The organism is Pseudomonas sp. HP_08 (assembly GCF_055284095.1).
In genome coordinates this window covers 71,118-94,660 of record NZ_JBTOQC010000017.1, presented here as the reverse complement: position 1 = coordinate 94,660, position 23,543 = coordinate 71,118, and the positions used below count along the sequence as shown (strand labels likewise).

General features: G+C 62.3%; 17 protein-coding genes and 1 pseudogene. 11 read left to right on the top strand and 7 right to left on the bottom strand.

Annotated elements, in window-relative coordinates; all coding sequences use genetic code 11:
* Nucleotides 1-21: 21 nt before the first annotated feature.
* Entirely contained in the window at nucleotides 22-366 is a 345-nt protein-coding gene (locus ACYAS9_RS16905) for a YggL 50S ribosome-binding family protein (RefSeq protein ID WP_463569415.1), read from the top strand.
* A gap of 266 nt (nucleotides 367-632) precedes the next feature.
* On the top strand, nucleotides 633-2,108 hold the full coding sequence (gene dacB / locus ACYAS9_RS16900) for a D-alanyl-D-alanine carboxypeptidase/D-alanyl-D-alanine endopeptidase (protein WP_463569414.1): 1,476 nt from the start codon (nucleotides 633-635) through the stop codon (nucleotides 2,106-2,108).
* A 13-nt stretch (nucleotides 2,109-2,121) separates the two neighbouring features.
* On the opposite strand, the gene ACYAS9_RS16895 is transcribed toward dacB, so the two are convergent.
* A complete protein-coding gene (locus tag ACYAS9_RS16895) occupies nucleotides 2,122-4,518 on the bottom strand; it encodes a sensor domain-containing diguanylate cyclase (RefSeq protein ID WP_463569413.1) in 2,397 nt (798 codons plus the stop codon).
* A gap of 239 nt (nucleotides 4,519-4,757) precedes the next feature.
* The gene (gene rlmKL / locus ACYAS9_RS16890) at nucleotides 4,758-6,977 is read right to left on the bottom strand and encodes a bifunctional 23S rRNA (guanine(2069)-N(7))-methyltransferase RlmK/23S rRNA (guanine(2445)-N(2))-methyltransferase RlmL (RefSeq protein WP_463569412.1); all 2,220 of its coding nucleotides are present in this window, start codon (nucleotides 6,975-6,977) and stop codon (nucleotides 4,758-4,760) included.
* Nucleotides 6,978-7,533: 556 nt separating this feature from the next.
* On the opposite strand from rlmKL, the gene rmf reads away from it, so the two are divergent.
* Nucleotides 7,534-7,749, top strand: coding sequence for a ribosome modulation factor (rmf, locus tag ACYAS9_RS16885; protein WP_082481508.1), 216 nt, complete (start codon nucleotides 7,534-7,536; stop codon nucleotides 7,747-7,749).
* Between the two features lie 138 nt (nucleotides 7,750-7,887).
* Here the strand turns inward: rmf and ACYAS9_RS16880 are convergent, their stop codons facing one another.
* Nucleotides 7,888-8,913, bottom strand: a complete 1,026-nt coding sequence (locus tag ACYAS9_RS16880; RefSeq protein WP_463569411.1) for a quinone-dependent dihydroorotate dehydrogenase — start codon at nucleotides 8,911-8,913, stop codon at nucleotides 7,888-7,890.
* Between the two features lie 236 nt (nucleotides 8,914-9,149).
* Here ACYAS9_RS16880 and ACYAS9_RS16875 point away from each other — a divergent pair, with 236 nt between their 5' ends.
* The gene (locus ACYAS9_RS16875) at nucleotides 9,150-10,361 is read left to right on the top strand and encodes a CmpA/NrtA family ABC transporter substrate-binding protein (protein ID WP_463569410.1); all 1,212 of its coding nucleotides are present in this window, start codon (nucleotides 9,150-9,152) and stop codon (nucleotides 10,359-10,361) included.
* Nucleotides 10,362-10,374: 13 nt separating this feature from the next.
* The gene (locus ACYAS9_RS16870; protein ID WP_463569409.1) at nucleotides 10,375-10,950 is read left to right on the top strand and encodes an ANTAR domain-containing response regulator; all 576 of its coding nucleotides are present in this window, start codon (nucleotides 10,375-10,377) and stop codon (nucleotides 10,948-10,950) included.
* A gap of 18 nt (nucleotides 10,951-10,968) precedes the next feature.
* Here the strand turns inward: ACYAS9_RS16870 and ACYAS9_RS16865 are convergent, their stop codons facing one another.
* Nucleotides 10,969-11,577, bottom strand: a complete 609-nt coding sequence (locus ACYAS9_RS16865; RefSeq protein ID WP_463569408.1) for a cysteine hydrolase family protein — start codon at nucleotides 11,575-11,577, stop codon at nucleotides 10,969-10,971.
* 119 nt (nucleotides 11,578-11,696) lie between these two features.
* Here ACYAS9_RS16865 and ACYAS9_RS16860 point away from each other — a divergent pair, with 119 nt between their 5' ends.
* From ACYAS9_RS16860 to cobA, 6 genes and pseudogenes are all read left to right on the top strand, one after another.
* Nucleotides 11,697-12,662 carry a helix-turn-helix domain-containing protein gene (locus ACYAS9_RS16860; protein ID WP_463569407.1) on the top strand — a complete coding sequence of 322 codons (966 nt, stop codon included), beginning with the start codon at nucleotides 11,697-11,699 and terminating at the stop codon, nucleotides 12,660-12,662.
* Between the two features lie 285 nt (nucleotides 12,663-12,947).
* Nucleotides 12,948-14,159, top strand: coding sequence for a nitrate/nitrite transporter (locus ACYAS9_RS16855; RefSeq protein WP_463569406.1), 1,212 nt, complete (start codon nucleotides 12,948-12,950; stop codon nucleotides 14,157-14,159).
* A 9-nt stretch (nucleotides 14,160-14,168) separates the two neighbouring features.
* On the top strand, nucleotides 14,169-15,824 hold the full coding sequence (locus ACYAS9_RS16850) for a protein kinase domain-containing protein (protein ID WP_463569405.1): 1,656 nt from the start codon (nucleotides 14,169-14,171) through the stop codon (nucleotides 15,822-15,824).
* A 255-nt stretch (nucleotides 15,825-16,079) separates the two neighbouring features.
* Nucleotides 16,080-17,291 (top strand): annotated as a pseudogene (locus ACYAS9_RS16845) (NAD(P)/FAD-dependent oxidoreductase); the annotation flags it as partial.
* A gap of 2 nt (nucleotides 17,292-17,293) precedes the next feature.
* The gene (locus ACYAS9_RS16840) at nucleotides 17,294-20,026 is read left to right on the top strand and encodes a nitrate reductase (RefSeq protein ID WP_463569404.1); all 2,733 of its coding nucleotides are present in this window, start codon (nucleotides 17,294-17,296) and stop codon (nucleotides 20,024-20,026) included.
* 10 nt (nucleotides 20,027-20,036) lie between these two features.
* Nucleotides 20,037-20,783: a uroporphyrinogen-III C-methyltransferase gene (cobA, locus tag ACYAS9_RS16835; protein ID WP_463569403.1), complete on the top strand. Its 747-nt coding sequence runs from the start codon at nucleotides 20,037-20,039 to the stop codon at nucleotides 20,781-20,783.
* Between the two features lie 111 nt (nucleotides 20,784-20,894).
* Here the strand turns inward: cobA and ACYAS9_RS16830 are convergent, their stop codons facing one another.
* The 3 genes from ACYAS9_RS16830 to ACYAS9_RS16820 all read right to left on the bottom strand — a co-directional run bounded on the left by ACYAS9_RS16830 (nucleotide 20,895) and on the right by ACYAS9_RS16820 (nucleotide 23,541).
* A complete protein-coding gene (locus ACYAS9_RS16830) occupies nucleotides 20,895-21,932 on the bottom strand; it encodes an OmpA family protein (RefSeq protein ID WP_463569402.1) in 1,038 nt (345 codons plus the stop codon).
* A 106-nt stretch (nucleotides 21,933-22,038) separates the two neighbouring features.
* On the bottom strand, nucleotides 22,039-22,629 hold the full coding sequence (gene sigX / locus ACYAS9_RS16825) for an RNA polymerase sigma factor SigX (protein WP_463569401.1): 591 nt from the start codon (nucleotides 22,627-22,629) through the stop codon (nucleotides 22,039-22,041).
* An 87-nt stretch (nucleotides 22,630-22,716) separates the two neighbouring features.
* Nucleotides 22,717-23,541 (bottom strand): mechanosensitive ion channel family protein, encoded by an 825-nt coding sequence (locus ACYAS9_RS16820; RefSeq protein WP_463569400.1) that lies wholly within the window; start codon nucleotides 23,539-23,541, stop codon nucleotides 22,717-22,719.
* Nucleotides 23,542-23,543 lie beyond the last annotated feature (2 nt).

The window sequence follows — 23,543 nt, the reverse complement described above, 5'->3', positions numbered from 1 at the left end:
TTTACCCAAGAGGATTTTTTCATGGCTACTAACCGTTCCCGTCGTCTGCGCAAGAAGCTGTGTGTGGATGAGTTCCAGGAGTTGGGTTTCGAGCTCAACCTGGAATTCAAGGAAGACCTGAGCGATGAAGACATCGATGCCTTCCTCGATGCGTTCCTCGATGAAGCCATGGATGCCAACGGCCTCGACTACGTCGGCGGCGATGACTACGGTCTGGTCTGCCTGGCCGAGCGCGGTTCGGCAACCGAAGAGCAGCGCGCCATTGTCGAAGCGTGGCTCAAGGCTCGCAGCGAAGTGACCAAAGTTGAAGTCAGCCCGCTGATCGATGCCTGGTACCCGGAAAAGCCGATCAATTCGGCCGTCTGAGAACAGGGCGGTAATTGCCGCCGGTTTTTGACATCCCGCAAAGAAGCCATCCCTTGAGGGTGGCTTTTTTGTATCCGGGATCAAACCCGCAAAGTATGAAAAATCCAGCTACAACTCACTTGCGATACCGCACTGCCCGTCGGCTTGGGGCATAATGCCGCTCTGTTACGGCGCGTTCAGTTCATTATCTTTTTTTGCGCCCTCCATCGTCGCCGAGGGTATTACCCTCCTCTGGTTTTTCATCTTTGTTGTAAGGTTTTTAATTGATGATCAGACTCTTACGTCCTCTGCTACTGGCCACTCTGCTCGCCTCTGTCACGCTCCAGACCCAGGCCGCCACGATCAACACCACGCTTCCCCCAAAGGTTCAACAGGCGCTCAAGGCCAGCAAGCTGAACGATGACGCCTTGTCGCTGGTCATGCTGCCGCTCAATGGCCAGGGCTTACCCACCGTGTTCAACGCCGATGTGTCGGTCAACCCGGCCTCGACCATGAAACTGGTCACCACCTACGCGGCGCTGGAAATCCTCGGCCCGACGCACCAGTGGAAAACCGAATTCTTCACCGATGGCACCCTGAGCAACGGCGTACTGCGCGGCAACCTGTACCTCAAGGGCGGCGGCGATCCCAAGCTCAACATGGAAAAGCTCTGGCTGTTGATGCGCGACCTGCGTGCCAATGGCGTGCAACAGGTGACCGGCGATCTGATTCTGGACCGCAGCCACTTCGTGCAACCGGTGCTGCCGGCCTTCAACGACGATGGCAATGACGAAAACAAGCCGTTTCTGGTGCGCCCGGACTCGCTGCTGGTCAACCTCAAGGCCTTGCGCTTTGTGACCCGCAATGACGAGGGTCGCATCGTGGTGTCGGTCGAACCGCCGATTGCCACCATTCGTATCGACAATCAGGTCAAGGCCAGCGCGGCCAAGCAGTGCGGCGACGATGTGCGCTACAACCCGGTGCCGCAAACCGACGGCAGCATGACCGTGGTGGTCAGCGGCCAGTTGGCCAAAGGCTGTAACTCGCAGACGTACCTGTCGCTGCTCGATCATCCGGCCTATGCAGCCGGTGCCGTGCGCGCTATCTGGCAGGAGCTCGGTGGCAGCATTCAGGGCGGCGACAAAGTCGCCAACGTCCCGGCCGGCGCCAAACTGCTGGCCCGCACGTTTTCCCCGGACCTGGTCGAAGTCATCCGCGACATCAATAAATACAGCAACAACACCATGGCCCAGCAACTGTTCCTGAGCCTGGGCCAGGAGTTTCGCACCAGTGCCGACGGCGACGATGCCAAGGCCGCGCAACGGGTGATCCGCCAGTGGCTGGCGAAAAAGGGCATCACCGCACCGCATCTGGTCATGGAAAACGGCTCAGGCCTGTCACGCGCCGAGCGGGTCAGCGCCCGGGAAATGGCCATCCTGCTGCAAGCCGCCTGGCGCAGCCCGTATGCCGCCGAGTTCACCAGCTCCATGCCGCTGGCCGGCATGGACGGCACCATGCGCAAGCGCCTGAAACGCACGCCGTTGCTGGGTGAGGCGCATATCAAGACCGGTACGTTGAACACCGTGCGCGCGATTGCCGGCTATAGCCGCGACAGCAACGGCAATACCTGGGCGGTGGTGGCGATCCTCAACGACCCGCGTCCGTTCGGCGCCTCATCGGTACTGGACGAAGTGCTGGTCGAGTTGTACCGCCAGCCCAAGCTGAACAACGACACCCTGTCGATTGCACAGCCAGCGCTTTGACCCCCCTCAAGGGTCAGGCCTGCTCCGGCTCGACCCTGTCGCGCCCGGCCTGCTTGGCCGCATAAACGCCGGAGTCGGCACGTAACAGCAAGGCATCGGCGCCCTCTTCGGGGCGCCAGCTGGCGATGCCGAAGCTGGCAGTGACACGCCCTACTGCCTCGATCGACTGGCTGCGCATGATCTGCCACAGGTTGACCGCCAGTTGCCAGGCCTGCTCGCCACGAATGCCGGGGCAAAGAATGATGAACTCCTCACCGCCCAGCCGGCAGAACACATCTTCAGCGCGCAAACGCTGGGCGATATTGTGTGACACCGCCTGCAGCACCGCATCGCCGACCGCGTGGCCGTGCTGATCGTTGATGCGCTTGAAGTTGTCGATGTCGAGCATGATCACCGACAGATCGCCACCGTAGCGCTCGATACGCCGCAGTTCGGCCTGCAAGCGCTCCTGGAAATAGCGGCGGTTGTAGGCGCCGGTCAGCACATCGGTGACCGACAACGCGCGCAACTCATCCTCGACGCGCTTCATGTCGGTCACATCGCTTAAAAAGCCATGCCACAGAATGCCGCCATCGGGCAAACGCTCCGGTGTCGCTTCGCCACGCACCCAGCGAATGCCACGCTCGGGCAGCTCGATCCGGTATTCCTCACGCCACGGCTTGCAGTGTTCACTGCTGTCGCGCATGACCCGCATCACCCGCATCCGGTCCTCCGAGTAAGTGCGGTCGAACACTGTGTCGGCGTTGGTGACGATTTGCTCTTCGGTCAGGTCATACAGCTCGCACATCCCGACACTGATGTAATTGAACCGCGCCTGGCCATCGGCAAGGCGCTGGAACTGATAGATACCACCCGGCACCTGGGAGCCGAGCCGCTCCAGCAGCCGGTCGCGCGCCGCCAATGCTTCATGAACCCGCTTGCGTTCGGTGACATCGATGCACACCGCCAGATAGCCGATCCATTGATCCTGATCGTCGCGCACGGCGGTCACCAGCATGTTGACCACCAACGTAGTGCCGTCACGGCGCCGGAACAGCCATTCCCGGGCCGGGTGGCTGCCCAGTTCGGTGGCCTCGATCAGCATCGCCTGCTCCAGTGGAACCGGTCGCTGGTAGTGCTCGCTCAGTTGCCTGGCATGCGCCTCAAGCTCGACAGGATCGTGCAGATCCTTGAGCACAAACTTGCCCAGCACTTCCGCCTCGCTGTACTCAAGCATCTTGCACGCCCCCACGTTGAACGTGCTGATCACCCCGTTGAGGTCAGTGGCAATGATTGCCACTTCAGTGGCGGCATCCAGCACATTACGCAATTGCCCATGGGTGATGCGCAGTTGCTGCTCGCGCAGGCGCAACTGGCCGGTGCGCTGGTCGACCAGCAACAAGGCACGCTGACGCTGACCGATCAGGCTGTAAAGCAAGGCGCTGAGCATCAGGCTCAACAGGCCGCCCAACACCACCACGCTGCCGGCCATCGACTGGTTGCTTTGCAGGAAAGACTCGGTGGGACGCACCTCAAGCAAATAATCGCGATCGGCCAGGTTCAACAAGGTGCTGACCCGCAAATCACCGGCGGCCGCCTGCACGGTCGACTGGTAAAGCAACTGCGGCTCGGCAGGCGAGCCGAGATCGAGCATGGTCACCGCCAGGTTGTCCTGGGTTGGCAGGCCTTCGCTCATCAGTTCGCCCAGGCTGATCACCGCCATGACATAGCCGCGCAGCTCTGAGGTCCAGTCGGCTTCGCCCGTCGGAGTGCTGAACACCGGGGCCACCAGCAGCACGCCATGCGCGTACTCCTGTTCCAGACCGACCAGTTCAATACGCGGCGTGGCGGCAATCGAGCCGAGCATCCGCGCGCGCTCCAGCGTCTGGTGGCGCAGGCTTTCGGAATTGATATCAAACCCCAGCGGCAACGGCAGCGTGCTCAACGACTGGGTAAACAGCACCGGGTAATACTCGTCTCGCGTGGCGGCCACCACCAACTGGCCGCCGGGGTCTTTTTCGCGAATAGCGAAACCGGTCAGGCCATCGGCGCGTGCCGCTGCCTCGAACGCCGGGCGCTGGGCATCGGTGACCCGCGGACTCCAGGAATAGGCACGGGTACCCTCCAGCAAGGGCGCAGCAAAGCCGTTGTAGTCGGTGCGGGTGACTTCATTGGAATAGACAAAGTAGCGACGCAGGCTGTCCAGCCTGCCAAGTTGACTGTCCAGGCGCTCCTGGATACGGATGAAGCGCTCGCTGGCCAGCAGGTCGAAACGCTGGCGCAACTGACGCTGGTAGAGCTCGTAATTGTTCAGTGCCAGCATGGCTGTCAACGCCAGCCCCGCCATCAGTGCGAGCAGGGCAACCAGCCACGCAGATGCTTGCTCGTTGATAAAACCGAGGATCCGGGGTCGGGATTGTTTCGCAGCCATACTCAAAACTCATGACGCCAACAAGGATTGAGCGTCATGCTGGCCGTGCATCTCTTATAGCTATTTGCCATTAATTTGCCTAGCCCATACAAGCCATAACTTGGACAAATCGAGCAATCTCTAACGATTTCAAAGAGATTGCCAGAGCATCCTGCTCTTTATTGCAGCAATGTGACGAATTCATATTCAGGCCACCGCGCCCACCGTCAGCCGACCCTGAGCGCGGTGCCTGTCAGGTCTCAGGCGTTGCGCACGGTGATTTTCCAGGCGCGGTGGATCCGGTCGTTGCGCGAGAAGTCAGGGTCCAGGGTCTGGGCACTGATTTCCTCGACGTTGTAGCGCTGGGCCACATGCTCGTCGAGCACGAACTTGCGGAAGTTGTTGGAGAAATACAGCACGCCGCCCGGCGCCAGTCGCGCCATGGCCAGGTCGATCAGCTCGACCTGATCGCGCTGCACATCGAACACCCCTTCCATGCGCTTGGAGTTGGAGAAGGTCGGCGGGTCGATGAAGATCAGCTCGTATTCTTCACGGCACTCGCGCAGCCAGGTCATGACATCGCTCTGCTCCAGACGGTTTTTCTCGGAAAAACCATTGAGCGACAGGTTACGCCGCGCCCAGTCCAGATAAGTACGCGACAAATCGACACTGGTGGTGCGCAGCGCGCCGCCCTTGGCCGCGTGCACGGTGGCTGTTGCGGTGTAGCAGAACAGGTTGAGGAAACGCTTGCCGGCCGCCTCTTTCTGGATGCGCATGCGCATCGGGCGGTGGTCGAGGAACAGACCGGTGTCCAGGTAATCGGTGAGGTTGACCAGCAGGCGTACGCCGCCCTCGTTGACTTCCATGAACTGACCCTGGGCGGCCTGACGCTCGTACTGGCGGGTGCCGCTCTGGCGCTCGCGGCGCTTGACCACCACATGGCTCTTGTCGATGCCCAAGGCCTGTGGAATGGCCGCCAGCGCATCGAACAGGCGCGCCGAGGCCTTGGCCGGGTCGATCGATTTGGGCGCCGCGTATTCCTGAACGTGGACCCAGTCGCCGTACAGGTCGACCGCTACCGAATATTCCGGCATGTCGGCGTCGTAGACGCGGTAGCACTCGACCCCTTCGCGACGCACCCATTTGCCCAGTTGCTTGAGGTTTTTCTGCAGGCGGTTGGCGAACATCTGCCCGCCTTCGCTGAGGCGCGCCTGCTCGACCGGGGCCGGCTTGCTCTCGTCGCGCGCAGGTGCCGGTTCTTCAAGCGCGGCCTGGCGCTGCTCGGGCGTGCGCCGCTCGCCGGTGACGAACTGATCGGGCTGAACCTTGAGCAACAGCAGCTTGCACGGCAAGGCGCCGTTCCAGAACGCATATTGCTTGTGGCTGCGAATGCCCATGCGCTTGCCCAGGTCCGGCGCGCCGGTAAACACCGCCGCCTCCCAGCCCAGACAGGCCTGGCGCAAACGCTCGCCGAGGTTCTGATAGAGGTACAACAGGCTGGCCTCATCGCCCAGGCGCTCGCCGTACGGAGGGTTGCAGATCACCAGGCCTTTCTGGTTCTGGTCGGTGCGTGGCTCGAAAGTACCGACTTCGCCCTGATAGACCTTGATCCACTCGCTCAAGCCTGCGCGCTCGATGTTGTTGCGCCCCGGCTGGATCAGCCGCGGGTCGGCCTCATAACCGCGAATCCACGATGGCGGCTTCGCCAGACCGGCTTCGGCGCGCGCCAGCGCTTCGTCATGCAACTTGCGCCACAGCGCCGGCACATGCCCCAGCCAGGCACTGAAGCCCCAGCGCTCACGCTTGAGGTTGGGCGCGATGTCGGCGGCAATCATGCCGGCCTCGACCAGAAAAGTGCCCACGCCACACATCGGGTCGGCGAGTGCGCCGCCCTCGGCGGCAATGCGCGGCCAGCCCGCACGGATCAGGATCGCCGCCGCGAGGTTTTCCTTGAGCGGCGCCGCGCCTTGCTGCAAACGGTAGCCACGCTGGTGCAGGCTGTGCCCGGAAAGGTCCAGGGACAGAATCGCCTGGCCACGGTCCAGACGCAGGTGCACGCGCAGGTCCGGGTTGATCTTGTCGACCGAAGGGCGCAGGCCATCGTTGGTGCGCAGTTTGTCGACGATCGCGTCCTTGACCTTCAGCGCACCAAAGTGGGTGTTGTCGATGCCCGAGCCATGGCCGCTGAATTCAACGGCGATGCTGCCGTCCGGCTCAAGGTGATCGTGCCACTCGACATCCAGCACGCCGTGGTACAGGTCCTCGGCATTGCTCATCGGGAAACGCTTGAGCACCAGCAGCACGCGGTTGGCCAGGCGCGACCACAGGCACAGGCGATAGGCCGTTTCCATGTCGGCCAGGCCACGAATGGCGGAGGTGTGCTCGCGCGCTTCTTCAAGGCCCAGCCCGGTGGCTTCCTCGATCAGCAGGCCTTCGAGGCCCTTGGGGCAGGTGAGGTAAAGTTCGTAGCGATCCGACATGTGTATTCCAGGGCCTGAGCCGTCAGCGGCGAGCAACGCATTGCCCGACCAGATTCAAGACAGGCGCTTTCTGACAGCGCCTGCGTGGCACGTAATGTGTGCCGGTCCACCGCGGTAACAGGTACATCGCCGCGGCAGTGTATTGATTTTGCAAAAAGCGGTTTTCCGGCCGCCTAGTGAGCCCGAAGTTTCAAGACATATGAAGTCACATCTCGACCCTTCGTCGCATAATAACTAAAAGCATTCAGCCATTATCGATGAACAGAAAAATCCTTCTGTCGTGCCGCAACTCCTTGCGGCACTTGAGTAATTAACTGAATCATCCTTGAAACACATTTGCCCTTAGTACTCATCAGACCTAAATGTGACGTCCTTATGACAAATCGATCATTCACAGCGTGTCGAGCATTGGTTAGAAATCGTCTCAGGCCAGCACTGCAACGGTGATGGCACCTCGCCCGCGACGCCGGCAGCGGGCAGACATGGCAGAAGATTTCTGCCAGACCTCGACATGAGGTCCATGGACATTACAGTCAACAGACGAGGGCAACACCCTATGAGAAGACTTAAGCGTGATCCGTTGGAAAGAGCATTTTTGCGCGGATATCAGTACGGCGTTAGTGGTAAATCCCGTGAGCTTTGCCCGTTTACTCTGCCGTCGGTGCGTCAGGCGTGGATCAATGGTTGGCGCGAAGGACGCGGCGACCAATGGGACGGTATGACCGGCACTGCGGGAATCCACAGGCTCAACGAACTTCACGCAGTCGGATGAGGTAACTTCCGAGCAGTCCATCAAAATTTTTGTCTGACCTTTGTACATTGCATTCATGTGATCACCGCCCTGACCGGGCGGCGGGCCACAGGCCCAGGGGCTCCTTTTTCAAGGAGCCCCTTTTTCATGCCCGCGCACTCAACGCCGAGGCAGTGCAGCGATGGCATCGACCGACTGGCGGATCAGGTCCGGGCCCTTGTAGATAAAGCCCGAATAGATTTGCACCAGGCTGGCGCCCGCCTCGATTTTCTCGGCGGCATGCCGGCCTTCGGTAATGCCACCGGCGGCGATGATCGGCAAACGCCCGGCCAGCTCACCGGCCAGCACCTTGACGGTGTGGGTGCTCTTTTCACGCACCGGCGCGCCAGACAAGCCGCCCGCCTCGTTGGCGTGCAGCAGCCCTTCGACGCCTTCGCGGCTCAGGGTGGTGTTGGTGGCGATCACCGCATCCATGCCTGAATCGAGCAACGCACTGGCCACCAGCACGGTTTCTTCATCGGTCATGTCCGGGGCAATCTTGATCGCCAGCGGCACGCGCTTGCCGTATTGCTGGGTCAAGGCTTCCTGACGCACGCGCAGGGCATCGAGCAGTTGCTTGAGCGAATCGCCGAACTGCAGGCTGCGCAGGCCCGGGGTATTGGGCGAGCTGACGTTGACCGTCACATAGCTGGCGTGGTCGTAGACCTTGTCGAGGCAGATCAGGTAATCATCGACCGCGCGCTCGACCGGGGTGTCGAAATTCTTGCCGATATTGATCCCCAGCACGCCACGGTATTTCGCCGCCTTGACGCGGGACACCAGGTGATCGACGCCCAGGTTATTGAAACCCATGCGGTTGATGATGCCCTGGGCCTCTGGCAGGCGGAACAGACGCGGCTTGGGGTTGCCTGGCTGCGCACGCGGGGTCACGGTGCCGATTTCAACAAAGCCGAAACCCAGCTGGGCAAACCCGTCGATGGCCGTGCCATTCTTGTCCAGGCCCGCCGCCAGCCCGACCGGGTTGGCAAAGCGAATGCCCATCACCGTCACCGGCAATTGCGCAGGTGCCTTGCTCAGCAGGCCATTGAGGCCCAGACGGCCACCGGCACCGATCAGGTCCAGGGACAGGTCGTGGGAGGTTTCGGGGGAGAGTTTGAACAGTAACTGGCGGGCCAGGTTATACATGGGTGGGCGAGGCTCGTGAGCGGCTGAAGTCAGGCGGCGATTATAGACGGCGGATGGCCTGCTAAGCGAGAAGTGCGACACTACAGGCACTGCGCGCCCTACTGGCACATGCCTTGCTTTGATTGAATAAACATCCCCCGGCAACGTCGCCGACGGGTATCGACAATGGCGTCGTTGTAGCTCGCAGCTTGTGCGGCGGGCTTGACGACGCTTTTTTTATGGATGTAGATCGGCCTATGAACCAACGATCAAGCAATGCCCTGGACTGGGTGGCGGGCAGCGATGCCCCCGAAATGAACAGCATTGACATAGGTTTCATGGCCCTGACCGACTGCGCCTCTCTGGTGGTCGCGGCGACTCAGGGTTTTGCCCAGCCTTACGGGCTGACCCTCAATCTCAAGCGCCAGGCGTCATGGGCCAACCTGCGCGACCGGCTGGTCAGCGGCCAGTTGCACGCCGCCCACAGCCTGTACGGCCTGATCTACGCCATGCAGCTGGGCATCAGCGGTGCGGCCGCCGCCGACATGGCGATCCTGATGGGCCTGAACCAGAATGGCCAGTGCATCAACCTGTCGCGCGGGCTGCAGGATGCCGGCGTGACCAGCCCTGAAGCACTGGAGCGCACCGTGCACCACCGAGGTGCAAAGCTGACGTTTGCGCAGACCTTTCCCACCGGCAACCATGCCATGTGGCTCAATTACTGGCTGGCCAGCCAGGGTATTCACCCGCTCGATGATGTCGACAGCGTGGTGGTGCCGCCGCCCTTGATGGTTGCGCACCTGCAAGCCGGGCGCATCGATGGTTTTTGCGTCGGCGAACCGTGGGGCGCCAGCGCGGTGCAACAGAAACTGGGCTTTACCCTGGCGACCAGCCAGTCGATCTGGCCCGACCATCCGGGCAAGGTGCTGGGCTGCACCCAGGCATTTGTCGAGCAGAACCCCAATACAGCCCGCGCCTTGACCATGGCGGTGCTCGAAGCCAGCCGCTTCATCGAGCAAAGCCAGGAAAACCGCCGCAGCACCGCACAATTGCTCAGTGGCGCCGATTACCTCGATGCGCCGCTGGACTGCATCGAACCGCGCCTGCTGGGCCAGTACCAGGACGGCCTGGGTAACAGCTGGCAAGACCCGCACGCCTTGCGCCTGTTCGGTGACGGCCAGGTGACGTTCCCCTGGTTGTCGGACGGCATGTGGTTCATGACCCAGTTCCGCCGTTGGGGCCTGCTGCGTGACGACCCCGATTACCTGGCGGTGGCCAACCGCGTTCACCGGCTGGACCTGTATCGCCAGGCCGCCGAGGCGTTGGGCATTGCCGTACCGGACAGCACCCTGCGCAGCAGCCAGTTGATCGACGGGCGAATCTGGGATGGTAGCGACCCTGCCGGCTACGCTCGCGGCTTTTCCCTGCATTCACGAACCGATGGCGCTCCTGCCATCGCCGCCCATTGAGAGACAGGCAATCATGCTGCGTATCCTGCTGATCAATGACACACCAAAGAAAGTCGGGCGCCTGAAGGCCGCCCTCAGCGAAGCAGGCTTCGACGTGATCGACGAATCGGGCCTGAGCATCGATTTGCCGGCACGGGTCGAAGCCTTGCGCCCGGACGTGATTCTTATCGACACCGAATCCCCCGGCCGCGACGTCATGGAACAAGTGGTGCTGGTGTCCCGCGACCTGCCCCGCCCGATCGTGATGTTCACCGACGAACACGACCCCGGCGTGATGCGCCAGGCGATCAAGTCCGGGGTCAGTGCCTACATCGTCGAAGGCATTCATGCCCAGCGCCTGCAGCCGATTCTCGATGTGGCCATGGCCCGTTTCGAGAGCGACCAGGCCCTGCGCGCGCAACTGGTGGCCCGCGACCAGCAACTGGCCGAACGTAAACGCATCGAGCTGGCCAAGGGGCTGCTGATGAAGATGAAGCACTGCAACGAAGAAGAGGCTTACACCCTCATGCGCCGCCAGGCCATGAGCCGCCAGCAGAAGCTGATTCAGGTGGCGGAGCAGATCATTTCAATGAGCGAGATGCTCGGCTGACCCTGGCGGGCGGCAATGCTACGGGCGCGTCGAGGAGTAGATATTCTCGTGCAGCGGCGCCTCGCCGCTGTGCAAGGCTGCAATCCATTCATCGGTGCTCAACACCGCCGCAAACGCGGCTTGCAGCACCGCCGAGATCACCCGGTGAACCTCTTCGGCGCTGACACTGCCGGCGCGGTTGCGGTACGACACCGCGCCCGTGGCATCGCTGAGAAATTCCACCGCCAGCCCCAGATGCACCGCCTGCTGGATGGTCGCGTTGTCGCAGTTCTGGGTCATGTAGCCCGCCACGCTCAGGGTGTCGATCTGCTGCTCGACCAGCCAGTCGCCAAGGCCGGTGTCCTTGAAAGCGCTGGCGTGGCTCTTTTCGACCAGCAAGGCACGCTCACGCCCCGCCACTGCCGGGTGCAGCGCGGCGCCTTCACTGCCGCGAGCGAACAGCGGGGAATCGGCCGGGCCCAGGTGCTGCACCAGAATCACTGGAATGCCCTGCGCCTGGGCGGCGTCGATGGCACGGCCAATATTGGCCAGCGACTGGTGCGGGTCGGGGTATTCGATCGGCAGGTTGCCGGTGAAATACTCATTCTGCACATCAATAACGATCAAGGCGCGTTTGGCAGCGGTCATGGCAGTGTCCTGGCGGTAATAAACGAGAGCACCAGTGTCGGCCAATGACTGACAGCGGGAAATTGACCTGAATGCCATCTTTCGCCAGGATCGGGCCATTCTCCGTACCGGGTGCCGCAATGAGCCAGTCAATCAAGGTCGCCGTCGTTGCCTTCGACCGTATCAGCCCTTTTCACCTGTCCGTGCCTTGCCTGGTGCTGGGCGAAGAGCGGCACGTCAACGATTCGCCATGGTTCGACCTGCGGGTCTGCGCCGCAGAACCCGGCCCCTTGCGCTCCACCGCAGGCTTCAATGTGCTGTGCGACCATGGCCTGGAGGCGCTGGCCTGGGCGGACATCGTCATCGTCCCCAGCTGGCGCGACGCCGGGGAATCGCCGCCCGAGGCGCTGCTGCGGGCCTTGCGTGATGCCCATGCGCGCGGCGCGCGAATCGTCGGCCTGTGCCTGGGCGCCTATGTGCTGGCCGCTGCCGGGCTGCTCGACGGTTATCCGGCCACCACGCACTGGGCCTGGGCCGAGGATTTCGGCCGGCGCTATCCCGAGGTGCAGCTCGACGCCCATGTGCTGTATGTCGAAGCCGCAGGGCTGATGACCTCAGCCGGTGTGGCGGCCGGCATCGACTGCTGCCTGCACATCGTGCGCGAGCACTATGGCCATGAGATCGCCAACCAGATTGCCCGGCGCCTTGTCGTGCCGCCGCATCGCGAAGGCAATCAGGCGCAGTTCATCGAACAGCCCGTGCCCCGGCGCCTGGCTGACCAACGCCTGAGCCAGTTGCTCGACTGGCTGCGCACCCACCTGCAACGGCCGCATCGCATCGATGAAGTCGCCGAACGCCTGGCCCTGAGCCGACGCACGTTCACCCGCCAGTTCAAGCGCCTGACCGGCATGACCTTCGGCGACTGGCTGCTGCACGAACGGCTCGCCTTCGCCCGGCGCCGACTGGAAACGGGCAACCAGTCGATCGAACACATCGCCGGCGAATGCGGGTTTGGCAGCAGCGCCTCGATGCGCCAGCACTTTCTTCAGACCTTGCAGGTGTCGCCCTCCGGTTACCGACGAACGTTCCGGACCGGCCATCACTGAACCGAAACGTCTCATTGCCGCGCGCGGGTGCGCCCTTATGGCGCGATCAACCGGCCAGGACCAGGCCTATACACCGGCAAGCGCGTTGATAGCCCGTTGAATTGCGATATGGCCCGGCTTTTGCTGTGTGTATTGCGCAGGTAGCCAACGGCGGTTGCCCCCACACATACGACAAAGACGTCGCCCTCTCCTTTCGCCCCACGGCGTTTCGAGAGGCGGCGTTTTTTGCGTTCTGGCTTCGGCAATGGCCGACGACTTACTTTCTGGCAGATGATGAGGTGTGCAATGGATACAAGTTTCTGGAAGGCCGGGCACAGACCGACCCTTTTTGCAGCCTTTCTGTATTTCGACCTGAGCTTCATGGTCTGGTACCTGCTGGGCCCGATGGCCGTACAGATTGCCGCCGACCTGCAACTGACCACTCAGCAACGCGGCCTGATGGTCGCCACGCCGATCCTGGCCGGTGCGGTATTGCGCTTTGTGATGGGCATGCTGGCCGACCAGTTGTCACCGAAAACCGCCGGCATCATCGGCCAGGTGATCGTCATCGTTGCGCTGTTCGCCGCCTGGCAACTGGGCATTCACAGCTATGAGCAAGCGCTGCTGCTGGGCCTGTTCCTGGGCATGGCCGGTGCGTCGTTTGCCGTGGCGCTGCCGCTGGCGTCGCAGTGGTACCCGCCACAGCACCAAGGCAAGGCCATGGGCATTGCCGGTGCCGGCAACTCCGGCACTGTGCTCGCCGCCCTGATCGCACCGGTGCTGGCGGCCAGTTTCGGCTGGGGCAATGTCTTCGGCCTGGCGCTGATTCCGCTGATCCTGACGCTGATCGCCTTTACCCTGATGGCACGTAATGCGCCCGAGCGCAGCAAGCCCAAGTCCATGACCGACTACTTCAAGGCCCTTGGCGACCGTGACAGCTGGTGGTTCATGTTTTTCTACAGCGTGACCTTCGGCGGCTTCATCGGCCTGGCCAGCGCCCTGCCCGGCTATTTCAACGACCAGTATGGCCTGAGCCCGATCACTGCCGGCTACTACACCGCAGCCTGCGTGTTCGGTGGCAGCCTGATGCGTCCGCTGGGCGGCGCGCTGGCCGACCGCTTCGGCGGTATCCGCACCCTGACCGCGATGTACATGGTCGCGGCCATCGGCATTGCCGCCGTCGGTTTCAACCTGCCCAGTTCGTGGGCGGCACTGGCGCTGTTTGTTGCCGCCATGCTGGGCCTGGGCGCCGGTAATGGCGCAGTGTTCCAGCTGGTACCGCAGCGCTTCCGCAAGGAAATCGGGGTGATGACCGGCCTGATCGGCATGGCCGGCGGCATCGGCGGCTTCTTCCTCGCCGCCGGCCTGGGCACCATCAAGCAGCACACCGGCGATTATCAACTGGGCCTGTGGCTGTTCGCCGGCCTGGCCGTGCTGGCCTGGTTCGGCCTGCTCAATGTCAAACGCCGCTGGCGCACCACCTGGGGCTCGGCAGCCGTGACGGCGGCCCGGGTCTAAGCCGGCCCCATGACTCTGCAACTGAGTTGTGCGCAATTCAGCGCCAGCGGCCCGCGCAGCGAGAACCAGGACGCGCTGCGCCTGGTCACGCCGGTGCCGGCGCTGGCGGCCAGCAAGGGTTATCTGTTTGCCCTGGCCGATGGCGTCAGCCAGTGCGCCGATGGTGCGCTGGCTGCCCAGTCGACCCTGCAGGCGCTGGCGCTGGATTACTACGCCACCCCGGAAACCTGGAGCATCGTTCAGGCACTCGACAAGCTGTTGCTGGCGCAAAACCGCTGGCTGTTGGCCAACGGCCTGTTGACCACCCTCAGCGCGCTGGTGCTGCGCGGCCGGCGCTTCACCATGGCGCATGTCGGCGATTGCCGGGTCTATCGCTGGCACGCCGGCAGCCTGCAACGCATCAGCGAGGATCATGTCTGGGAACAACCGGACATGAACCATGTGCTCAAGCGCGCGCTGGGGCTGGATCAGTACGTGGTCATGGATTACCTGGAGGGCGAGTTGCGCGAAGGCGAACGCCTGCTGCTGGTCAGCGACGGGATCTGGGCGACGCTGGGCGATCCGGGCATCCGCTCGATTCTCAGCGACACCGACGACCTGCAAGCCTGCACCAAAGCACTGGTCAGCGCCGCCCACCTGGCCGGCAGCCAGGACAACGCCAGCGCCCTGCTGCTGCACGTCGACAGCCTCGGCCATGATGACCTGGGCGACACCTTGCGCCAGTTGCAACAGTGGCCACTGCCGCCGCCGCTCAAACCCGGCCAGCGCTTTGAAGGCTGGCAGGTCCACAGTGTGCTGGCGCAGTCGCGCCAGTCGCTGCTCTATCGGGTCAGCGACGACAGTGGCCAGCCATGGCTGCTCAAGACGCTGCCCGCCAGCCGCGCCGACGAAGACGGTGCCGGCCAGGCCTTGTTGCTGGAAGAATGGTTTTTGCGCCGGGTCGCGGGGCGGTATTTTCCCGAAGCCGCGCCGCTGCCCGAGCGCCAGCATCTTTACTACCTGATGCGCCAGTATCCGGGGCGCACGCTGGACAAGCTGTTCGCCATTACCGGCCCCTTGCCGCTGGTGCAATGGCAGGACCTGGCCACCCGGCTGCTGCGCGCCACCGGCCTGCTGCACCGGCGCAATATCATCCACCGCGACATCAAGCCCGAGAACCTGCTGCTCGGTGACGATGGCGAACTGCGTCTGCTCGATTTCGGCCTGGCATTTTGTCCGGGCTTGTCGAGCCGGATACCCGGCGATTTGCCGGGCACGCCCAGCTATATCGCCCCCGAAGCGTTTGCCGGTGCCGAGCCAGCCCCGCGTCAGGATTTGTACGCGGTGGCGGTGACCTTGTATTACCTGCTCACCGGGCAATACCCGTATGGCGAGATCGAGGCGTTCCAGCACCGGCGTTTCACCGCGCCGATTCCAGCCAGCCGCTACCGCCCCGACCTGCCGGAGTGGCTCAACAATCACTTGACCCAGGCCTTGCAGGCCGACCCCGAACAGCGTTTCGAAACCGCCGAGCAATGGTTGCTGGAACTGGAACAGGGCGAACACCGCCCCGTCAGCCCTCGTCCGCAACCGTGGCTGGAACGTGAGCCGGTGAAGGTCTGGCGCACGCTGGCGCTGATCTCGCTGCTGGGCAATCTGGTGGCGTTTATCGTGATGGTGGCCTAGCACTGCCCCGCTTCTGTGCGCCACGCTTCAATCCGGTGCGCACTGTGCGCCTGTGTCGCGGCGCAACGCCTTGTTTTCAGGGGCTTGTGCAACTTGGCACAAGCGCTGCATCAGGCTTTGCCAACACACACATAACGTGCGGTCTTCAATGGCGAAGGCCGCACTTTCCCGATTAAACGGGAGCGGACAAAGGCGTCCTCGTCAGGTAACTGGCGGGGGCGCCTTTTTTGTTTGCGCAGCATTCAAGAGGCCCCCATGAAAAAACTCAAACTGGTGATGATCGGCAACGGCATGGCTGGGGTCCGTACCCTCGAAGAGCTGCTCAAGCTCAGCGAAGCGCTGTACGACATCACGGTGTTCGGGGCCGAGCCGCATCCCAACTACAACCGCATCATGCTGTCGCCGGTTCTGGCCGGCGAGCAGGGCTTCGACGACATCGTGCTCAACGACCTGAACTGGTACCGCGACCACAACATTCGCCTGTTTCTCGGGCGCCGTGTGGTCAAGATCGACCGCAAGCGCCGCGTAGTGATTGCCGACGATGGCACCGAGGCGAGCTATGACCGGTTGCTGATCGCCACCGGCTCCAGGCCTTACATTCTGCCGGTGCCGGGCAATGATCTGGACGGCGTGATCGGTTATCGCGACATCGCCGACACGCAACGGATGATCGACACCGCCAATACCCACCGGCGCGCGGTGATCATCGGCGGCGGCCTGCTGGGCCTGGAAGCGGCCAATGGCCTGGCACTGCGCGGCATGCACGTGACCGTGGTGCACCACGGCAAGAGCCTGCTGGAGCGGCAACTGGATTTCACCTGCGGGCGCTTGCTGCAAAAGGCCCTGGAACAACGCAACCTGAGCTTTTGCCTGAACGCGCACACCAGCGCCTTGATGGGTGACGATCAGGGCCGGGTGCAAGGCGTTCGCTTGCAGGACGGCCAGACCATTGCTGCGGACCTGGTGGTGATGGCCGCCGGCATCCGCCCCGAGACCGCACTGGCCGAAAAGGCCGGGCTGCCGTGCAATCGCGGCATTCTGGTCAACGACACCTTGCAGACCTATGACCCGCGCATCTACGCCATCGGCGAATGCGTCAGCCATCGCGGCATCGCCTATGGCCTGGTCGCGCCGCTGTTCGAACAGGCCAAGGTGTGCGCCAACCACCTGGCGCAACTGGGCTTTGCGCGTTATCCGGGCTCGGTGACCTCGGCCAAACTCAAGGTCACCGGCATCGACCTGTTTTCAGCCGGCGACTTTCTCGGCGGTGAAGGCACCGAGAGCATCACTTATTCGGACCCGATCAGCTGCGTCTACAAGAAGCTGGTGATCAAGGACGACGTGCTGGTCGGCGCCTGCCTGTACGGCGACACCAGCGATGGCGGCTGGTACATGCAGCAGATCCGCGCCAACAGCCGCATCGACTCGATTCGCCAGCACTTGATGTTCGGCGCACAGGCGGCCGGCGCATGACGGCTCTTCTGACCACACCGCCACTGGCGCCGCTGCGCACCACCGCCTCGACCTGCTGTTATTGCGGCGTGGGTTGCGGCGTGTTGATCGAGCACGACGATGTGCATATTCATGGCGTCAGCGGCGATCCGCAGCACCCGGCCAATTTCGGCCGGCTGTGCAGCAAGGGCTCCAGCCTGCACTTGACCGGCGACCTGTCCAGCCGCGCCCTGTACCCAGAATTGCGCCTGAGCAAATCGCTGCCGCGCAGCGTCACCGACTGGGACACCGCGCTGGACCACGCCGCCGGTGTGTTTGCCCGGACGATCGCCGAACACGGCCCTGACAGCGTGGCGTTCTATATTTCCGGGCAACTGCTGACCGAGGACTATTACGCCTTCAACAAGCTGGCCCGCGCGCTGGTCGGCACCAATAACATCGACAGCAATTCGCGGCTGTGCATGTCGTCTGCGGTGGTCGGCTACAAGCGCAGCCTGGGCGCCGATGCGCCGCCGTGCAATTACGAAGACATCGAGCTGGCCGATACCCTGCTGATTGTCGGCAGCAACATGGCCTATGCTCACCCGATCCTGTTCCGGCGCCTGGAAGACGCCAAAAGCCGGCGCCCGGACATGAAGATCATCGTCGTCGACCCACGGCGTACCGACACCTGCGAACTGGCCGATCTGCACCTGGCCATTCAGGGCGGCAGCGATGTGGCGCTGTTTCACGGCATCTTGCATTTGCTGATCTGGGAGGCGCACCTGGACCGCGACTTCATCGGCGCTCACACCGAGGGTTTCGACGAGCTCAAGGCGCTGGTGCGCGACTACACGCCCGAACATGTCGCGCGCCTGTGTGACATCAGCGTCGAGGACCTGCACACCTGCGCCCGAATGATCGGTGAGGCACCGGCGTTCTTGTCGCTGTGGTGCATGGGCCTGAACCAGTCCACCGCCGGCAGCGCCAAGAACAGCGCGCTGATCAACCTGCACCTGGCCACCGGGCAGATCGGCCGCCCTGGCGCCGGGCCTTTCTCGCTGACCGGCCAGCCCAACGCCATGGGCGGCCGTGAAACCGGCAGCCTGTCCAACCTGCTGCCGGGACACCGCGAAGCCGGCAATGCCGAGCATCGCCGCGAAGTGGCCGAGTACTGGAACGTCGCCGAGCTGCCGGCCAAGCCCGGACTGTCGGCCATCGACCTGTTCGAACAGGTGCGCAACGGCACGATCAAGGCCTTGTGGATTGCCTGCACCAACCCGGCACAATCGATGCCCGACCAGGTGGCGGTGCGCCAGGCGCTGAGCGACTGCCCGTTCGTGGTGCTGCAAGAGGCTTTTCACACCACCGAAACCGCCCGATACGCCGACCTGTTGCTGCCTGCGGCCAGCTGGGGCGAGAAAGAAGGCACGGTGACCAACTCCGAGCGGCGCCTGTCCAACGTGCGCAAGGCCATCCCGGCACCCGGCGAAGCCCGCGCCGACTGGTCGATCACCGTGGATTTCGCCCAGCGCCTGCAACAGCGTTTGCGTCCCGGCAGCGCACCGCTGTTCGACTTTGCGACGCATCAATCGCTGTTCGACGAATTCAAAGGCCTGACCCGTGGCCGCGATCTGGACATGAGCGGCCTCAGCCGCACCGTCATCGAACAACTGGGCCCACAACAATGGCCCTTCCCCGAAGGCGCTCGTGCCGGCACGCCACGGCTGTACACCGATGGCATTTTCCCGACCGCCTCGGGCCGCGCCCGGTTTGTTAGTGACGACTATGTCGCACCACAGGAACGCCGCGATGCGCGCTACCCGCTGACCCTCAATACCGGCCGGCTGCGCGACCAATGGCACGGCATGAGCCGCACCGGCACCGCGGCGCGGCTATTTGGCCATGTCAGTGAAGCCGTGCTGGGCATGAACCCGGACGACATGCAGCGCCAGCGCCTGGAAAGCGGTGATCTGGTTCACCTGCGCAGCCGCCGCGGCGCGATCGTGGTACCGATCGCCAGCGACGACAGCCTGCGGGCCGGGCATGCCTGGCTGCCGATGCACTGGGGCGACCGCTTTCTCAAGGGCGGCGTCAACCAGTTGACCCAGCCGGCCTATGACCCGCTGTCCAGACAGCCGGAGCTCAAGCACTCCGGAGTGCGGGTCGAAAAGGCCCACCTGCCGTGGCGTTTTTTCGCCTTGATCGAAGGCGATGTGCAACGTCATCTGCAAGCCTTGCGTCCGCTGTGTGAAGCATTCTCCTACGCAAGCCTGGGATTGATTGGCCGTGAGCGTCCGGCGCTGGTGATTCGCGCTGCCCACGAGCAGGCGCCCGATGGCGCTTTGCTGGTGCAGATCGACCGCTTGCTGGGTCTGGATCACGGCCCGGTGATGGCCTACGACGACCCCAAACGTGGCGTCGGCAAACGGGTGCGCATCGATCATGAGCGCATCACCGCCGTGCGCCTGGCCGGCGAAACCCTGGCCCAGCACTGGCTGCAAAACCTGTGGCTGGAAGGCCGCGCCGACGAACCGCTGCGCCGCTGGATGCTGGCGCCGATCAGCAGCGAGCCGGGCAAGAGCGCATTTTCAGCCCGCGACAAGATTCTGTGTAACTGCAAGAACGTCAGCCAGAGCAGCATCACCGCCGGTATCGAGCGCGGCTTGTGCCTGGACGACCTTAAAAACCAGCTGGGCTGCGGGACGCAATGCGGCTCCTGTGTCCCGGAAATAAAACGCCTGATCAACCTGGTCGCCATCCCTGAGTGAGGAAGAACCCATGAACGCAAAAGTCTGGCTGGTGGGCGCAGGCCCCGGTGACCCCGAGCTACTGACCCTCAAGGCAGTGCGCGCCCTGCACAGCGCCGACATCGTGATGATCGACGATCTGGTCAACCCGGCGGTGCTGGAGCATTGCCCCAACGCTCGCGTGATTGGCGTGGGCAAGCGTGGCGGCTGCCGCTCGACACCCCAGGCGTTCATTCACCGCTTGATGCTGCGCTATGCCCGCCAGGGCAAATGCGTGGTGCGCCTCAAGGGCGGCGACCCCTGCATCTTCGGTCGGGGCGGCGAAGAGGCCCAATGGCTCAAGGCGCAGGGCGTCGAGGTGGAGCTGGTCAATGGCATCACCGCCGGACTGGCGGGCGCCACCCAGTGCGATATTTCCCTGACCCTGCGCGGCATCAGCCGGGGCGTGACACTGGTCACCGCTCATACCCAGGACGACAGCCGCCTTAACTGGCAGGCACTGGCCCAGACCGGCACGACGCTGGTGGTGTACATGGGCGTGGCACGCCTGGACGAGATTCGCGACGGCCTGCTGACAGGCGGCATGCACGCGCACATGCCGGTGGCGATGATCGAAAACGCCTCGCTCCCCCATCAGCGCGAGTGCCGCAGTACCCTGCGCGACATGCAGCGCGATGCAGCGGCTTTTGCACTCAAGAGCCCGGCGGTCTTGGTCATTGGCGAAGTAGTGGGCGCTGCGGTCATGCAAGAGGCCGTGCTGTTGAATGCAGCAGGGTAAGCACTGAACCGACCTGGCCATAATGAAAAATGCCCCGTACCTTTCGGTACGGGGCATTTTTCATTGCAGATCAGGCGACCAAGGCCGCCTGTCCGCCAGAAGGCAGGCTAATTACTTGGCCTGGGCTTCTACTTCAGCTTCTACGCGACGGTTGACTGCGCGGCCGGATTCGGTGGCGTTGTCAGCAACTGGGCGGGACTCACCGTAACCAACCGAGTTAACGCGGTTAGCGCCAACGCCGTACTGGTTGACCAGGACCTGTTTAACAGCGTCGGCACGACGCTGGGACAGTTTCTGGTTGTAAGCGTCAGTACCGACGGAGTCAGTGTGACCTTCAACAGTGGTGCTGGTTTGTGGGTACTGCTGCATGAAGTCAGCCAGGTTCTTGATGTCGCCATAGCTGTTGGTCTTGACCTGAGCTTTGTCGAAATCGAACTTCACGTCCAGTTCAACACGGACGACTTCGGCAACAGCCGGGCAGCCATCAGCATCAACGGTAACGTTGGCCGGGGTGTCAGGGCACTTGTCGACGTTGTCGCACACGCCGTCGTTGTCGCTGTCGGAGCACACTTCAGCTACTGGAGCTGGAGCAGGTGCTGCTGCAGGCTTGCTGCCGCCACCGAAGTTCACACCGATACCGACGCTTGGCGCCCACTCGGTGTCGCCCTGGTCGATGTTGTACTGAGCTTCAACGCCGGCACGGGCGTAGAAGTTGTCAGTGAAGTACAGCTTGGCGCCGCCACCAACGTTGGCGAAGGTCGAACCGTTACGGCCGCCACGGCCGGTCTGGCCGATGCTCTGGTCAGAGAAACCAGCCGAAACGTACGGACGCAGCATGTCGCCTGGGTTGTTGAAGTGGTACAGAGCATCAAGGGCGGTGTTCGAACCCTTGATGTTCTTGCCATCTTCGCCACGGACGTTGTGAACTTCGTCGTAGCCCAGACGCAGCTCGACGTCGTCGGTCAGGAAGTAACCAATCGAACCACCAAACAGGTTGCCGTCGTTTTTGAAGTCACGCTGGCTGTCGTAATATTCTTTTTTGGCGAAGCCTTCGATTTCGACTGCGCCTTGGCCTTGAGCCAGTGCGCCGAACGAAGTGGCGGCAACGATTGTACCAATGGCCAAGCCCAAGGTGTTTTTCAGTTTCATCCGTTAAATCCCCATCTGGTGATTGTAAAGCAGCCCCAAAAAACGGAGGCAACTCGGTGGCAAGTCTATCAGAACCTGCCGATTCGTTAGAGGTATTTGCGCCGGGTTAAGTTTCGGCAATACCTGCAAATTTCTCCCGCAGCTTATCCAAAGCCCGCTTGTAGCGCATTTTAGTCGCGCTCAAGCCCATGTGCATAATGTCTGCGATCTCCTGGAATTCCAACTCTGCGACAAAACGCAGCACCAGAATTTCCCTATCGATCGGATTCACATGCACAAGCCAGCGATCAAGCCCGCCCCGTTCTTCAGGTTTGGGCGTCCGTTCTTCAGACGCCTCCTCGATCGGGTCAAGACTTAAAGCGTCCATCAAGCGACGCTTACGCCGTTCCTTTCGATACTGAGTGATGCATTCGTTATAGGTGATGCTGTACAGCCAGGTTTTGAATTTCGATTTACCCTCGAAATTTTTCAAGCCATACAACACCTTAAGCATCACTTCCTGACAGACATCGTCCGCGTCGCGATCGTTCCCTAAATAGCGTGCGCAGACATTAAAAAGAGTGCGCTGGTAGCGACGCATCAACTCTTCGTAAGCCCGCGTCACATGAAACAGCTCATCATGGGCGCGCGCAACCAGCTCCTCATCCGAGAGTTCATGGGGTTCATAACGCTGCGATAGCGGAGAGGGTTTATTCAAAACGAATCGTGCCGAAAGTCAGGTCAAAGGCCGCCATCGCCTGTGAACAGGCGATATTGTGGCGGCACAGATTAGCAGGTTAGCCGCTTAACGGCTGCTAACACGCTGCTCGAGAAGAATCCGGTTGGAAAACGAAACCAACTCCCCATCATCGGTCAACAGCGTAGTTTTGACCGTCCCTATTTCTTCGATCTGCCCCTCGATATCGCCGACCTGCACCTGCTGGCCGACCTGAAAGAGTTCACGTACATAAATACCCGCCAGGATCTGCCCGGCGATTTCCCGGCTGCCCAGTCCCATCGCCAGTGCGACGGCCAGGCCCACGGTAATCAACACGATGACGATCACATGGTTGAGCAGGTCAGTCTTGACTTCAAGCTGACTGATTGCCACAGAGAGGCTGATGATGATCACCAGCCCCTGTGCAACACGCCCAAGACCCGCAGCATAGTCGACGCCTACGCCTTCTGCCGCCCCGCGTACCAGCCCATTGGCCAATTGTGCCAGCAGTACGCCCACCAGCAACACCAGCGCGGCGCCAAATACCTTCGGCAGGTACAGCGCGAGCATGTCCAGGGTCGCGGAAACCCGTTGCAGCCCCAGCGATTCAGCAGCCGAGACCAGAAAAATCAACAACACGAACCAATAGACAATCTTGCCGATCAGGGTCGAGATCGGCACCTTGACCCCGGCACGGCTGATCAGCTTGGTCAGCCCGGTACCGTTCATCAGCCGGTCCAGGCCCAGCTTGGCCAGCAACCGGGACAACAGGGCGTCGAGCAGCTTGGCCACGACAAAGCCAAGCAGCACCACCACCAGCGCGCCGAACAGGCTGGGGATGAAGTTTGCGATTTTGGTCCACAATGCCGTCATTGCAGTCACGAGACTCTGGGTCCAGAGATCCAATTCCATGT